The 13,752-nt window shown below is 59.8% G+C and carries 14 protein-coding genes and 2 tRNA genes; 9 read left to right on the top strand and 7 right to left on the bottom strand.

Annotation, left to right across the window (positions count from 1 at the left end; all coding sequences use genetic code 11):
- Positions 1 to 7 precede the first annotated feature (7 nt).
- Genes yidD through rpmH form a run of 3 tightly spaced genes read right to left on the bottom strand, consistent with a single transcriptional unit; the run spans position 8 to position 789 of the window.
- Positions 8 to 286 (bottom strand): membrane protein insertion efficiency factor YidD, encoded by a 279-nt coding sequence (gene yidD / locus HMPREF2604_RS12235; protein WP_070444526.1) that lies wholly within the window; start codon positions 284 to 286, stop codon positions 8 to 10.
- Positions 274 to 642, bottom strand: a complete 369-nt coding sequence (rnpA, locus tag HMPREF2604_RS12230; protein ID WP_070565624.1) for a ribonuclease P protein component — start codon at positions 640 to 642, stop codon at positions 274 to 276. Before rnpA ends, yidD begins: the two co-directional genes overlap by 13 nt.
- A gap of 3 nt (positions 643 to 645) precedes the next feature.
- Positions 646 to 789, bottom strand: coding sequence for a 50S ribosomal protein L34 (rpmH, locus tag HMPREF2604_RS12225; RefSeq protein WP_003847033.1), 144 nt, complete (start codon positions 787 to 789; stop codon positions 646 to 648).
- Between the two features lie 799 nt (positions 790 to 1,588).
- On the opposite strand from rpmH, the gene dnaA reads away from it, so the two are divergent.
- From dnaA to gyrB, 5 genes are all read left to right on the top strand, one after another.
- A complete protein-coding gene (gene dnaA, locus HMPREF2604_RS12220) occupies positions 1,589 to 3,220 on the top strand; it encodes a chromosomal replication initiator protein DnaA (protein WP_070565622.1) in 1,632 nt (543 codons plus the stop codon).
- Between the two features lie 576 nt (positions 3,221 to 3,796).
- Positions 3,797 to 4,978 (top strand): DNA polymerase III subunit beta, encoded by a 1,182-nt coding sequence (dnaN, locus tag HMPREF2604_RS12215; protein WP_070563703.1) that lies wholly within the window; start codon positions 3,797 to 3,799, stop codon positions 4,976 to 4,978.
- A gap of 5 nt (positions 4,979 to 4,983) precedes the next feature.
- Positions 4,984 to 6,162: a DNA replication/repair protein RecF gene (gene recF, locus HMPREF2604_RS12210; RefSeq protein ID WP_070565620.1), complete on the top strand. Its 1,179-nt coding sequence runs from the start codon at positions 4,984 to 4,986 to the stop codon at positions 6,160 to 6,162.
- Entirely contained in the window at positions 6,155 to 6,697 is a 543-nt protein-coding gene (locus HMPREF2604_RS12205; protein ID WP_070563706.1) for a DciA family protein, read from the top strand. The genes recF and HMPREF2604_RS12205 overlap by 8 nt, the downstream gene beginning before the upstream one ends.
- Positions 6,698 to 6,827: 130 nt before the next feature.
- Complete coding sequence (gene gyrB / locus HMPREF2604_RS12200; RefSeq protein WP_070521954.1) at positions 6,828 to 8,879, top strand: DNA topoisomerase (ATP-hydrolyzing) subunit B; 2,052 nt, start codon at positions 6,828 to 6,830, stop codon at positions 8,877 to 8,879.
- A gap of 73 nt (positions 8,880 to 8,952) precedes the next feature.
- Here gyrB and HMPREF2604_RS12195 read toward each other — a convergent pair whose 3' ends face one another.
- From HMPREF2604_RS12195 to HMPREF2604_RS12180, 4 genes are read right to left on the bottom strand one after another with little or no spacing between them, the layout of a single operon-like run.
- The gene (locus tag HMPREF2604_RS12195; RefSeq protein WP_070563709.1) at positions 8,953 to 9,399 is read right to left on the bottom strand and encodes a DUF6918 family protein; all 447 of its coding nucleotides are present in this window, start codon (positions 9,397 to 9,399) and stop codon (positions 8,953 to 8,955) included.
- Between the two features lie 10 nt (positions 9,400 to 9,409).
- The gene (locus tag HMPREF2604_RS12190; RefSeq protein ID WP_070524948.1) at positions 9,410 to 9,856 is read right to left on the bottom strand and encodes a hypothetical protein; all 447 of its coding nucleotides are present in this window, start codon (positions 9,854 to 9,856) and stop codon (positions 9,410 to 9,412) included.
- Positions 9,857 to 9,906: 50 nt separating this feature from the next.
- Complete coding sequence (locus HMPREF2604_RS12185; protein WP_070563712.1) at positions 9,907 to 10,167, bottom strand: cell filamentation protein Fic; 261 nt, start codon at positions 10,165 to 10,167, stop codon at positions 9,907 to 9,909.
- Positions 10,164 to 10,385 (bottom strand): CopG family transcriptional regulator, encoded by a 222-nt coding sequence (locus HMPREF2604_RS12180; protein WP_070533755.1) that lies wholly within the window; start codon positions 10,383 to 10,385, stop codon positions 10,164 to 10,166. The genes HMPREF2604_RS12185 and HMPREF2604_RS12180 overlap by 4 nt, the downstream gene beginning before the upstream one ends.
- Before the next feature lie 79 nt (positions 10,386 to 10,464).
- Between HMPREF2604_RS12180 and gyrA the strand changes: the two genes are divergently transcribed.
- The 4 genes from gyrA (at position 10,465) to HMPREF2604_RS12160 (ending at position 13,650) form a co-directional block, all read left to right on the top strand.
- Positions 10,465 to 13,053 (top strand): DNA gyrase subunit A, encoded by a 2,589-nt coding sequence (gyrA, locus tag HMPREF2604_RS12175; RefSeq protein WP_070563715.1) that lies wholly within the window; start codon positions 10,465 to 10,467, stop codon positions 13,051 to 13,053.
- Positions 13,054 to 13,056: 3 nt separating this feature from the next.
- Entirely contained in the window at positions 13,057 to 13,404 is a 348-nt protein-coding gene (locus HMPREF2604_RS12170; RefSeq protein ID WP_070563718.1) for a DUF3566 domain-containing protein, read from the top strand.
- Positions 13,405 to 13,491: 87 nt separating this feature from the next.
- Positions 13,492 to 13,568, top strand: a tRNA-Ile gene (locus HMPREF2604_RS12165).
- A gap of 9 nt (positions 13,569 to 13,577) precedes the next feature.
- Positions 13,578 to 13,650, top strand: a tRNA-Ala gene (locus HMPREF2604_RS12160).
- Positions 13,651 to 13,752: the final 102 nt, after the last annotated feature.

Below are 13,752 nucleotides of genomic sequence, written 5' to 3'. Positions count from 1 at the left end.
GAGTTGTTTACCTCAGTTGTTGTTTGGTCGGTACCGGATCAAACCCGCCCGGGTGCCAGGGACCGCACTTGCATAACCTGGCGAGGGCCATGCCCGTCCCCTTGAAGGCTCCATGGATGGAGATGGCTTCGAGGGCATAGGCACTGCACGTCGGTTCAAAACGACAGGTGGAGACCATCTTAAGGCCTGACAAGTGTTTTTGGTAGAAGCGCACCCCGTGAACTAGGACTCTCCCGAACCCGCGGGCTTCAGGAATTTCCTCTCCTTGAGAGTTCAGATATCCCATGTGCTTAGCGCTTTGCGGATATCACGCTCAAGGCGCTCACTGGTGGCACTACCGCTAGCGGGCAAGGCGCGGATAACAATGTCAACATTGGCGGGCATTACTGTACCGTTGACGCCTTCGCGCATGAGGGACATGCACACATGACGAAGCCGCCGGGAGGTGCGGTGGCGAACCACGGCATTCCCGACGGCCTTCGACACGATGAGGCCGAACCGCGGCCCAGTGGCCGCGATGTCGTCTTCACCGTCGTTAAAGCGCAAATGCACGACGACAGTGCGCGTGCCCGCCCGGCGCCCGCCCTTGATGGTCCTCCGAAATTGTCTCGGGGACGTGAGCTTGTGCTGGGCTGGAAGCATGAATTAAGCGGTGAGCTTAGCGCGACCCTTCTTGCGACGAGCGGCGACGATGGCGCGGCCAGCGCGGGTGCTCATGCGGGTACGGAAGCCGTGCTTACGAGCGCGACGACGGTTGTTCGGCTGGAAGGTACGCTTACCCTTTGCCACGATTAACTCCTTGAAGTTGTTGGTGGATGGCACAGCCACACGCCGGTGAGGACGGTGGGCATAAACATCCACTGATGAATGGTGTACGTGGGGATGTGGCTTCGCACGTGAAGCGCCGTGAGGCGTGGCGAGGCATTCCCACATGCAACATGTGCACCATGCACTGTTGCGATAGACCATCACAGGTTACGTGACAGATAGTGCGCGAAACAAATCGACACACTGGGTGTCCCCGAAATTACAAAGATGTTTTTATCCGCAGCTAGAACGCCACTTTTTGCCCACATGCTGCGCGGCAAGCGCCCCCTCTCGCCGTTCTTGCGCCGCGCTTGGCGCCACCGTGCCGAGCGCGCATAAAAGTGCGTTAGACAGCGCCCCCATAACGCGGTACAACTGAGGAATCGAATTCCACAGTCACCCACAGGGTGTGGATAACTCTCAATGAAGACTTGAGACTTTCGCTGTTTATGCAGGTTAACTGCATTGAGGAGCCGATGTACAGTTATCCACAGCTATGAGATAGGCTGTGGATAAACCACCTATCCACACTTGTGGATAACTTTGTGGATTCCGAGGTTACGCACCAAAACATCGTGTGGAATCTTCGGTGGAAATTACAACTTCATGTGATTTCTCATCCTGTATCTCTCCTCATCCATCCGTCCATCCCCGATCCCCAACCCACAGTCACGCAGTAAATACTCAGCTCCCAAGGCCTCTTCTTCAGGGAACCGAGTAGGTGTGGCCGGCCCCGGCCGATGACACCGCGTGAACTGTAGCTACACAGAAGGTAGGCGTTTTGTCTGATCCGCAAACAGCCCTCCGGGCCAGCTGGAAAGCTGTGGTCAGTGATTTACTGGCTCAGTCCGAACAACCAAGTTCGGACGTACCCAATTTCTCCCATAGCCAGCGCCTCAATCTTCAACTTGTAGAACCCATCATGATCGGTGATGGCTACGCGCTGATCGCCGCCCCGCACGAGAACGCCAAGAATGTCATCGAGGCCGAGCTGGGGGAGTACATCACCCGCACCTTGTCGCAGCATATGGGGCGCCCTTGTTCTTTGGCCGTGACCATTGCGGCGCCGCCGCAGCCGGCTCACGAAGAAACGCCTGAAGCGCCCGCACCCCAGCGCCCTATCCAAACCGAGGCCCCCGAGCACGGCATGGGGCACCAGGCACAGGCTTTCCAGCAGCCCATGCCGCCCACTCCATCTGCTCAGCCAGAGACGCCAAGCCACCATCAACCGCGCTCCTGGGACACTGCGCATTCTCCGGCCAGCTTGGATGAGTTGGCGCAGCACTACAGCGATCAGCAAAGCGGCGTTCCGAGCGGCTACCCCGAGGCAACCGGGCCGCGCATCCCGCGCGAGGAACCGGCGCACAACCCGAACCGCGAAAAGTCCCTCAACCCGAAGCACACTTTTGAAAACTTCGTCATCGGGTCCTCCAACCGTTTTGCCAACGGCGCCGCCGTGGCCGTGGCCGAAAACCCCGCCCGCGCCTATAACCCTCTCTTCATTTGGGGCGGCTCCGGCTTGGGCAAAACCCACCTGCTGCACGCGGCCGGCAATTACGCCCAGGTCCTGCATCCGGGCCTGCGCGTGAAGTACGTTTCCTCGGAGGAATTCACCAACGACTACATCAATTCCCTGCGTGATGACCGCCAGGAATCCTTCAAGCGTCGCTACCGTAACCTGGACATCCTCATGGTCGATGACATCCAGTTCCTCGAAGGTAAGGAGTCCACGCAGGAGGAGTTCTTCCACACCTTCAATGCGCTGCACCAGGCCAATAAACAGATCATTTTGTCCTCCGACCGCCCTCCGAAACAACTGACCACGCTGGAGGATCGCTTGCGCACACGCTTCGAGGGAGGTCTGATTACGGATATTCAGCCGCCAGACCTGGAAACGCGCATCGCCATCCTCATGAAGAAGGCCTCCGCGGACGGGACCGACGTCGATCGCTCGGTCCTCGAGCTCATCGCCTCTCGCTTCGAATCCTCGATCCGCGAGCTGGAGGGCGCGCTCATCCGTGTTTCTGCGTATTCTTCCCTGGTCAATGAACCGATCAGTTTGGAGATGGCGGAGATTGCCCTGCACGATCTGGCCCCGGATTCTGCGGATCGCCAGATCACCGCAGCGGCCATCATCGAGGTCACAGCGGATTACTTCGACATCGACGTGGATACCCTGCGCGGTTCTGGTAAGAAGCGCGCCGTCGCCCACGCCCGCCAGCTGGCCATGTATCTGTGCCGCGAGCTCACAGAACTTTCCCTGCCGAAGATTGGTGATCAATTCGGCGGCAAGGACCACACCACCGTCATCTATGCGGACCGCAAGATCCGTAAGGAGATGACTGAGAACCGCAACACGTACGACGAGATCCAGGCCCTAACCCAACGCGTGAAGAACCACAACCAGCGTTAACACCACGCAGCGCTTGGCGACGCCCCTGCCCACCTCCCGCAATTTCCTCCCCGCGGGCGTGGGTAGGGGCGTCTTTGCGATCCACCCAAAAGTTATCCACACCGTTATTCACAGCTGTGTAATTTCATTGTTGTAATTTGTAGATCCTCATCACGTTTTCTTCTTCCACAGCAGATCAGAAGGGTCATCGCCCTTGTGATTAACCCTGTGATCAGCGCAGACAGATCTGGGGATGAATTGTGGATAACTTTGACCCCGACCCAGTTACTCACATTTCTTGTCATTTGATCACAGTGATCCCACACCCTGACTCACAGATCGTTTCACCGTGAAGAGCTTGGCTTTTAGCGGGTTGTCCACAGATCCCACAGCGCTTATTACTACTCCTATTTTGTTTTCTCCCTAACCAAGAAGAAAAAGGATGTGTGTGATTCGTCGGCGCCCTGCACGGTCGCGCGCTTGAATCGCAAAGCAGGGAAGGTGAATGACAAAATCCTGTGCTTCGGCACCGATCCTGTAAGTTGGAGTGAGCTTGCAAGAATCTTCCATCCGCAACTAGAGGAGCGTCTCACCATCATGGAGCAGTCCGTGTCATTTCGCGTTGCCAAAGATGATCTCGCTAACGCCGTAGCGTGGGTCGCGCGCAGCCTTCCTTCGAAGGTCACCCAACCAGTACTGCGCGCCATGCTGATCACCGCGGATGACAATGGTTTGGAATTCACCGGCTTCGACTACGAGGTTTCCACCCGCGTGCGCATCGCCGGCATGGTGGATGAGCCGGGACGCATCGCCGTGGCCGGTAAGTTGCTCTCTGACATCGTTGCTTCCTTGCCCAACAAGGAAATTGAGATGACGCAGGAGGATAACAAGGTTTTGTTGACCTGTGGTTCTTCGCGCTTCGAGCTGCCGCTCATCCCGCTGGATGATTACCCCCAGCTCCCTGTCCTGCCGGAGGTCACCGGCACCATTAACCCGCAGCTCTTCGTGGAAGCTATCAGCCAGGTCGTTGCCGCCGCCGGCAAGGATGACACCCTGCCGATGCTCACCGGCGTGCACATCGACATCAATGGTTCTCACGTGGAAATGACGGCGACGGACCGTTTCCGCTTGGCCATGCGCACCTTCGAGTGGGAGCCGGTATCTCCTGATGTCCAGGCCAAGCTCCTCGTCCCGGCCAAGACTCTGCAGGAGACCGGCCGTTCCCTGGATACGCACCTCAACATCCCGGTTGAAATCGCCGTGGGCACGGGTGAGAACATCGCTGCCGAAGGCCTGTTCGGCCTGCATGCGGATAACCGCGAGACCACCACCCGCATGCTGGACGCGGATTTCCCCAACGTTGCTCCCTTGCTGCCCAAGACCCACAGCGCCATGGCCAGCATCGAGGTTGCTCCGCTCCAGGAAGCCATTCGCCGCGTCTCGTTGTTGACGGATCGCAATGCGCAGATCCGCATGGAATTTAGCGAAGGCGAGGTGACCTTGGCAGCCGGTGCGGACTCCGGCCGCGCAAGCGAATCCCTGCCTTGTGCTTTCAACGGCCGTGAGGACTTCGTCATCGCCTTCAACCCGTCCTACCTCAAGGATGGATTGGCCGTGGTCCACACGGACCGCGTGGTCTTTGGATTTACCGAACCTTCGCGCCCGGCAATCATGATTCCGGAGCCGGAAGAGCTGCCGGCGGCCAACGAAGACGGCTCTTTTCCTACCCCGGAGACTGACTTCACTTACCTCTTGATGCCGGTGCGCTTGCCAGGCTAGGCCATATGTACATTCGCGATCTCGATGTCAGGGACTTCCGCTCCTGGCCCGAGCTCACCCTCAGGCTGAAACCGGGGATCACCCTGTTTGTCGGCCGCAACGGTTTCGGCAAGACCAATATCGTCGAGGCCATCGGGTATACCGCGCATCTTTCTTCGCACCGTGTGGCCCACGATGCCCCCCTCGTGCGCCACGGCGCGCACAATGCCCGCATCTCCGCCACCGCGGTGAACCAGGGCAGAGAGCTCACCGCGCACTTGCTCATCAAACCCCACGCGGCCAACCAGGCGCAGATCAACCGCACGCGCCTGAAGTCCCCGCGCGAGTTACTTGGCGTGGTGAAAACCGTGTTGTTTTCCCCGGAGGATTTGTCCCTCGTGCGCGGCGAACCTGCAGCACGCCGCCAGTATTTGGATGACATCATTGCCTCCCGCACGCCACGCCTGGCGGGAGTGAAAGCTGATTATGACAAGGTCCTGAAGCAGCGCAATGCCTTGTTGAAGTCGGCGTCGCCAAGCTTGCGCCGGGGCTACAGCGACAGTGACGGTGCCTCGGCGCTGGCCACTCTCGACGTGTGGGATACGCAGCTGTCTTCCCTCGGCGCGCAGGTGATTCAGGCACGCCTAGCGCTTGTCGACGAACTCCGCGAGCACATTCCCGCCGCTTATGCCGGGCTCGCCCCGGAGTCGCGACCGGCCGCCATTGACTACAAATCCACCGTGGACATCTCAGACCGCGAGGTTATCGAGGCCATGATGCTCACCGAGCTTGCCACGAAGCGTCAACGAGAGATCGAACGCGGCATCTCGCTCGTTGGCCCGCACCGCGACGATCTGGTGCTCAACCTTGGCACGAGCCCCGCCAAGGGCTTTGCCAGCCACGGCGAGACCTGGTCCTATGCCATCTCCTTGCGGCTGGCGGAGGTCAACCTGCTGCGCCAAGACGGCACTGATCCGATTCTCATCCTTGATGATGTCTTCGCCGAGCTCGATGCGAAAAGGCGCGAAAAGCTCGTTCACCTCGCCGCGGGTGCGGAGCAGGTGCTCATTACTGCGGCGGTGGATGAGGATTTGCCTGGAAATTTGCAGCCCATTGAACGCTTTACGGTCACAGTGCGCGACACCGACGAGGGCCGAATCTCCGAGATCACTCCGTATACGGCGGGCGGTGACGAGGATGACTGAGCAGGACTTCGATCCGGTCAAGGCGCTCTTCGAGCGCACGCGAAGTAATTCCAAGAACCCGCCGAAGCTCAACAAGCCGGCTCCCAAGATGAACCTGACGCCGACTCCTTCGGAGCAACAGCCAACGCCGTATCGGCGTGGCCGGCCGAGCGGACCCGATGGCCGCCGCCGGCGCCGCAGCCTCGAGATCCCTAGCCTCGGCGCACAGATTCAACGAGAGATTGGCAAACGCGGCTGGGAACACGAATTGGCTCATGGTTGGGTCATGGGCAATTGGGAAAACCTTGTCGGCGAGCGCATCGCCGCGCATACGCAGCCGCTCACCATCAAGGACCAGGTTGTCTACGTGGCGTGTGATTCCTCCAGCTGGGCCACCGAGCTGCGTTACTTGCAGCGCCCCATTTTGCAGAAGATTGCTGATCGCCTCGGCCCGGACGTGGTGGTTAAGCTGCACATTCAGGGCCCCAAGCAGCACCGCAACTATGAGGGCCGCCAATGGGTCAAGCCGCAAGGTTCGCAAGATACGTATGGCTGATTTTGGGTGACCGCGAAATTCACGCAAATTTGGGGCTCTCACGGGCGTGCAGTGCCCTTGCGTGGGGGGACACAGTGTAGAATGGCTAGAGTCTTAGATTTAGCTCTAGCCAAAAGGAGAACACGAATCCGTGGCTGAACAACACGCATATGATGCGGGGTCAATCACAATTCTGGAGGGCCTCGAAGCCGTCCGTAAGCGCCCCGGCATGTACATCGGTTCTACCGGTGCCCGTGGCCTGCACCACCTGATCTGGGAGATCGTTGACAACTCCGTCGATGAGGCGATGGCGGGCTTTGCCGACAAGGTCATCGTCACCCTCCGCGAAGACGGCGGCATCGAAGTTATCGATAACGGCCGTGGTATCCCGGTGGAGATGCACGCCTCTGGCGTTCCCACCGTCCAGGTGGTCATGACCCAGCTGCATGCCGGCGGTAAGTTCGACTCCGAATCCTATGCCGTTTCCGGCGGCCTCCACGGCGTGGGTATCTCTGTGGTCAACGCTTTGTCCACTCGCGTCGAGGCAGACATCAAGCGCGACGGCAAGCACTGGTACCAGAACTTCAACAACGCCATCCCGGATGAACTCGTGGAAGGCGATAATGCTCGCGGTACTGGTACCACCATCCGTTTCTGGCCGGATCCGGAGATCTTTGAGACCGTCGAGTTTAATTACGACACGATCGCTCGCCGCCTGCAGGAGATGGCCTTCCTGAACAAGGGCCTGACCATCGTGCTGCGCGATGAGCGCGCCATCTCTAAGGAACAGGCCGAACTGGAGGAGATCGCCGAGGCTGGCGATGCCCCAGTGAGCCTGAGCAGCTTGGATGAGAAGGGGGAGTCCACTGAGGCTGCCGACGGTGACGAAGACCAGGCCTCCAAGAAAAAGAAGAAGGAAGTCACCTACCACTACCCAAACGGTCTGCAGGACTATGTTGAGCACCTCAACAAGAACAAGACCGCCATCCACCCCACCATCGTTGCCTTCGACGTTAAGGGTGAGGACCATGAGGTGGAAATCGCGCTGCAGTGGAACCAGGGCTACAAGCAGTCCGTCCACACCTTCGCCAACACCATTAACACTCACGAAGGCGGCACGCACGAGGAAGGCTTCCGCGCGGCGCTGACCTCCCTGATGAACCGCTATGCCAAGGAGCACAAGCTCCTCAAGGAAAAGGATGGCAACCTTTCCGGCGAAGACTGCCGCGAAGGCCTTGCTGCCGTCATTTCCGTCAAGGTTGGTGATCCGCAGTTCGAAGGCCAGACCAAGACGAAGCTGGGTAACTCGGAGATTCGAGGATTTGTCCAGCGCTCCGTTAACGAGCACCTCAACGATTGGTTCGATGCCAACCCGGCTGAGGCCAAGGTCATCATCAACAAGGCCGTGTCCTCTGCGCACGCCCGCGTGGCGGCACGAAAGGCGCGCGAATTGGTACGCCGCAAGTCCGCCGGTGACCTCGGTGGCCTTCCGGGTAAGTTGGCGGATTGCCGTTCCAAGGACTCAAAGCTCTCTGAGCTCTACATCGTGGAGGGTGACTCCGCAGGCGGTTCCGCCAAGGGCGGCCGCGATTCCATGTTCCAGGCCATCCTGCCGCTGCGCGGCAAGATCCTCAACGTGGAAAAGGCCCGCATGGACAAGGTGCTCAAGAACGCTGAGGTCCAGGCCATCATTACGGCCCTGGGCACCGGCATCCACGAAGAATTCGACATTTCCAAGCTGCGCTATGACAAGATCGTGCTCATGGCGGATGCTGACGTCGACGGCCAGCACATTGCTACGCTGCTGCTGACCCTGCTCTTCCGTTTCATGCCGCAGCTGGTTGAGGATGGCCACGTCTTCCTGGCTAACCCGCCGCTGTACAAGCTGAAGTGGGGCAAGGGCCAGCCGGGCTACGCCTTCTCCGACGCCGAGCGTGACAAGCTGCTTGCTGAGGGCCTGGAGCAGGGACGCAAGATCAACAAGGATGACGGCATCCAGCGCTACAAGGGTCTGGGTGAGATGAACGCCTCCGAGTTGTGGGAGACCACCCTGGATCCGACCACCCGCGTGCTTCGCCGTGTGGATCTGGAGGACGCCCAGCGCGCCGACGAGCTCTTCTCCATCCTCATGGGTGATGACGTGTCTGCTCGCCGCTCCTTCATTACCCGCCGTGCGAAGGACGTACGCTTCCTCGACGTCTAAACGCTAGCCCAAAACCCGCAAAGACCAGCACCTCATATGAGGTGCTGGTCTTATTTCGTCGTTAAGCAGGCGCCTAAACAGTACCCATATGGCGCTGCAGAACGCTGCCGATGGTCGCGACGTTGGGCTCCAGAATCGAGGAGGCCTTGCCGCGCAGTGACTTGTAGGTGCGGGCGATGCCAGGCGCGTTCACATTCTCCGCGGCCTTGTCCGCGGTTGCCATGATGGCGGCGGTAATCTCAGCGCTGCGCCCGTCCAGGTAGGTGCCGAAGTCAGACTGCTCAGAGCCCTCGAATTCCTTCCAATAGGAATCCAGGCTGTTGAGCAGCTCCGGAAGCATCTGGTTGATTCCCTTGGACAAGACCTTTGAATCTGCCTTCTTGGCGGCGCCTAAAGCGCCTTTGAAGGCCATTCCGGAAATGCCGGAGAGCGAAGAGACGGTGTCATCGGCGGCCGTGGCCAAGTCCGCCACTACGGCGTTGCGGGTAGGGGATTGGAGAAGCTGGGTGAGGTTTGTCATACAGGCGAGCTTACTGTGCCGGTGCGGTGGATCCCGCCTTGAGCGCGGCGAGCTGGTCAGCAATCTCCGGGAAGCCATTGGTGCGGGCCAGGCGCTCGAGGTCGAAGTCGAGGCCACCTTCGTAGAGGCGGCTATTCTCAGAAGAACCGGAGGAGCCGGCCATCCCGATCTGGGCGGCAAACTCGTCTACCTGGGCGCGCAGTGCCGGGACGTTATCCACTACTAGCTTGAGCAGTGCCGCTGCGGCGGCGATGCTACCGCCGATGATGAGCGTCATGTCGATCGGGGTGGAGCCGGTGAGGGAGGAGCCGGCTTCGCCCTGCTCGAAGTCGGGGTTGAGGTTGTTCTGCCAGTCATTGTCGGCGGTCTTAGCGCTCGCAGCCGGCGTTGCGGCGGTGGCGAGGGTGGTAGCCACGACACCGGCGGCGAGGAACTTCTTCAAAGACTTCGAGGGCATAGGGGGATTCCTTCCTACAAGGGAATAGAGACTTCTATATCATGTTTAACTTACATAACTTCTGCAACAGAAAGATAGACCTCGGCGCAAAATCGCGCGAATTCTTCATTCTTTCCGCTGAGCGCGGGGACAGAACGCAAGACTGTCTCCAGTGATTCCGCCGCCGCATCGCGGTTGCCATGAACGGCAATTCCCTCAATGGTGGCCGTGCTCGCGGCGGCCGCGGCGGCTAGTGCGGCGAAATTACTAATCCGTACCCGATGGGCTCGACAAAACTCACGGGCGATGAGGAGCAGTTGTTCCACGTTCACTGGCGTGCGCCTCGGGCCTGGCGGATCTCCGCTTCTAATTCTGAACGCCCAGGCAGCAGCCGGCGCGCGGTGTCCTGTACGGCGGCATCGGTGAGGGTTCGCGCAGCCGCCGCAACAACGGCGCGGACCACCGCCTCGTGCTTGGAGGTTCCTTGCGCGGAAGCCAACAAGGTCAGCGCATGGTCTTGGTCCGGGGTCAGGCGCAGCGTCATAGCCATAGAGGACATGGTATCATCGTGATACCACAGCTGTGCCACAAACGGCCTTATACGGCCCTAGAAGGTAGGATAGGGCGTTATGAGCGACAATAACGGTGATCTTTTCGATCGCATCCAACCAATTGACATCAATGAGGAGATGGAGTCGAGCTACATCGACTACGCCATGTCCGTCATCGTCGGCCGCGCCCTGCCGGAGGTGCGCGACGGCCTCAAGCCGGTTCACCGCCGCATCCTCTACGCCATGTATGACTCCGGTTACCGCCCGGATCGCGGCTACGTAAAGTCCGCCCGCCCAGTCTCGGACACGATGGGCCAGTTCCACCCGCACGGTGACGTCGCTATCTACGACACCCTCGTGCGCCTAGCCCAGCCGTGGAACATGCGCTATCCGCTGGTCGACGGCCAAGGTAACTTCGGCTCCCGCGGTAATGACGGCCCGGCAGCTATGCGTTATACCGAGTGCCGTATGACGCCGCTGGCCATGGAGATGGTGCGCGATATTCGCGAGAATACCGTCGACTTCGCGCCGAACTATGACGGCAAGACGCAGGAGCCGACTATCCTGCCCTCCCGCGTTCCGAACCTGCTGATGAACGGCTCCGGCGGTATCGCCGTCGGTATGGCCACCAATATCCCGCCGCACAACCTCAACGAGTTGGCGGAGGCTATTTATTGGCTGCTGGATAACCCGAATGCTTCTGAGGAAGAAGCCTTGGCTGCGTGCTTGGAGCGCGTCAAGGGTCCAGATTTCCCGACTGCGGGCCTCATTGTGGGCGACCAAGGCATCAAGGATGCCTACACCACCGGCCGCGGCTCCATCCGTATGCGAGGTGTGACCTCCATTGAGGAGGTGGGCAACCGTCAGACCATCGTGATCACTGAGCTGCCCTACCAGGTCAACCCGGATAACATGATCTCCAACATCGCGGAGTCCGTGGTCAACGGCAAGATCGCCGGAATCGCCAAGATCGAGGACGAGTCCTCTGACCGCGTGGGTATGCGCATCGTGGTCACCCTCAAGCGTGACGCCGTGGCTCGCGTGGTGCTCAATAACCTGTACAAGCACTCTCAGCTGCAGACCTCCTTCGGCGCGAACATGCTCTCCATCGTCGATGGCGTGCCGCGCACCCTGCGCCTCGATCAGATGCTGGGCTACTACGTTGCTCACCAGATCGAGGTCATCGTCCGCCGTACCCAGTTCCGCCTGGATGAGGCGGAGAAGCGCGCCCACATCTTGCGCGGCTTGGTTAAGGCGCTCGACATGCTCGATGAGGTCATCGCGCTGATCCGCCGTTCCCCGACGGTGGAGGAGGCACGTGACGGCCTGATGCAGCTTCTCGGCGTCGACGAGATCCAGGCCGATGCCATCCTGGCCATGCGTTTGCGCCGCCTGGCTGCCCTGGAACGTCAAAAGATCATTGATGAGTTGGCGGAGATCGAGGAGATCATCGCGGACCTCAAGGACATCCTGGCCCGCGAGGAGCGCCAGCGTCAGATCGTCCACGATGAGCTGGAGGAGATCGTCGAAAAGTACGGCGATGAGCGCCGTACCCAGATCGTCGCCGCTTCCGGTGACGTGTCCGATGAAGACCTCATTGCCCGCGAGAATGTCGTTGTCACCATCACCGCTACCGGTTACGCCAAGCGCACCAAGGTGGATGCCTACAAGGCACAGAAGCGCGGTGGTAAGGGCGTGCGCGGCGCGGAGCTCAAGCAGGACGATATTGTCAAGAACTTCTTCGTCTGCTCCACGCACGACTGGATCCTGTTCTTCACCAACTTCGGCCGCGTCTACCGCCTCAAGGCCTACGAGCTTCCGGAGGCCGGCCGCACCGCCCGCGGCCAGCATGTGGCCAACCTGCTGGAGTTCCAGCCGGAGGAGAAGATCGCCCAGGTCATCCAGATTCAGTCCTATGAGGACGCTCCTTACCTGGTCCTTGCTACCCAGCAGGGCCGCGTGAAGAAGTCCCGCCTCACCGACTACGAGTCCGCACGTTCCGCTGGGCTCATCGCCATCAACCTCAACGAGGGCGATGCGCTGATCGGCGCCCAGCTGGTCAACGAGGGCGATGACATCCTGCTCACCTCTGAGCAGGGCCAGGCCATCCGCTTTACTGCCGACGACGACCAGCTCCGCCCGATGGGCCGCGCTACCGCCGGCGTGAAGGGTATGCGCTTCCGCGGCGATGACCAGCTGCTGTCCATGTCTGTGGTCAACGACGGTCAGTTCCTCCTGGTTGCCACCTCCGGCGGCTACGGCAAGCGCACGGCCATCGAAGAGTACACCCCGCAGGGCCGCGGCGGCCTCGGCGTGATGACCTTCAAGTACACCCCGAAGCGCGGCAAGCTCATTGCGGCTATCGCTGTGGACGAGGACGACGAGATCTTCGCCATCACCTCCGCCGGCGGCGTGGTGCGCACTGAGGTAAACCAGATTCGCCCGAGCTCCCGCGCCACCATGGGCGTGCGTTTGGTCAACCTGGCTGACGACGTCGAGCTGCTGGCCATTGACCGCAACGTTGAGGATGATGGTGAGGAAGACGCCCAGGCAGTAGCCAAGGGCGAGAAGTCCGTGGAGGACGTCAAGCCTGAGCACCTCAAGCTTGGGGAAGACTCCCAGCAGGACGAAGCTGACAGCAAGGATGCCGATAAGGACGAGGAGTAACCCATGATTGGACGAGAGCTTCACCTAGCCCGGATTTCGCCCATGTCGGCGTTCCGCGTTGGCTTGGCCATGTCCCTCGTCGGCCTCGTTGCCTGGCTCATTGCCGTGTGCTTGTTGTACGTCGGCCTTGACCAGGCGGGCATCTGGGATTCCTTCAATAGCCTCGTCGGCGGTGTTGGCGGCGGCTTTGAGGTCTCCTTCGGATTGGTCGTCTCTGCGGCCGCTCTGTTTGGTGCCATCATCGCTGTGCTGATGACCATCCTGGCGCCCATCATGGCGGTAATCTATAACGCCATCGTGGACGTATTCGGCGGATTCAAGATTCGACTGCAAGACGAACCGTATAACTAGCGAATATCACCGAGAAAAACTACATATGACCAGGCGATTTGTAATAGATCGCCGGTCCTATGTAGAGTAACTACTCGTTCCGGTCAAGGGCCTATAGCTCAGTCGGTTAGAGCGCATCGCTGATAACGATGAGGTCGCTGGTTCGATTCCAGCTAGGCCCACCACGGAACAATGGGGCATTAGCTCAATTGGTAGAGCATCTGCTTTGCAAGCAGAAGGTCAGGAGTTCGATTCTCCTATGCTCCACAGCATAAGTGGAAGGCGCCCGGCGGAAACGCTGGGCGCTTTTCGCGTTCGGCCAAACTGGTCACACAGGGGGGCTTAAGGGACATTTCGTGTGGATTTGCG

It is taken from the genome of Corynebacterium sp. HMSC055A01 (assembly GCF_001809405.1).
GTDB lineage: Bacteria > Actinomycetota > Actinomycetes > Mycobacteriales > Mycobacteriaceae > Corynebacterium > Corynebacterium hesseae.
This window is presented reverse-complemented; position numbering and strand designations above follow the sequence as displayed.

What these genes read in the sequence shown, in the direction of transcription:
- HMPREF2604_RS12195 (WP_070563709.1), bottom strand. Translation starts at nt 9,399, where the DNA reads ATGACAAACCTCACCCAGCTTCTCCAATCCCCTACCCGCAACGCCGTA.
- gyrA (WP_070563715.1), top strand. Translation starts at nt 10,465, where the DNA reads ATGAGCGACAATAACGGTGATCTTTTCGATCGCATCCAACCAATTGAC.
- HMPREF2604_RS12180 (WP_070533755.1), bottom strand. Translation starts at nt 10,385, where the DNA reads ATGGCTATGACGCTGCGCCTGACCCCGGACCAAGACCATGCGCTGACC.
- recF (WP_070565620.1), top strand. Translation starts at nt 4,984, where the DNA reads ATGTACATTCGCGATCTCGATGTCAGGGACTTCCGCTCCTGGCCCGAG.
- HMPREF2604_RS12170 (WP_070563718.1), top strand. Translation starts at nt 13,057, where the DNA reads ATGATTGGACGAGAGCTTCACCTAGCCCGGATTTCGCCCATGTCGGCG.
- dnaN (WP_070563703.1), top strand. Translation starts at nt 3,797, where the DNA reads ATGGAGCAGTCCGTGTCATTTCGCGTTGCCAAAGATGATCTCGCTAAC.
- yidD (WP_070444526.1), bottom strand. Translation starts at nt 286, where the DNA reads ATGGGATATCTGAACTCTCAAGGAGAGGAAATTCCTGAAGCCCGCGGG.
- HMPREF2604_RS12205 (WP_070563706.1), top strand. Translation starts at nt 6,155, where the DNA reads ATGACTGAGCAGGACTTCGATCCGGTCAAGGCGCTCTTCGAGCGCACG.
- rnpA (WP_070565624.1), bottom strand. Translation starts at nt 642, where the DNA reads ATGCTTCCAGCCCAGCACAAGCTCACGTCCCCGAGACAATTTCGGAGG.
- HMPREF2604_RS12190 (WP_070524948.1), bottom strand. Translation starts at nt 9,856, where the DNA reads ATGCCCTCGAAGTCTTTGAAGAAGTTCCTCGCCGCCGGTGTCGTGGCT.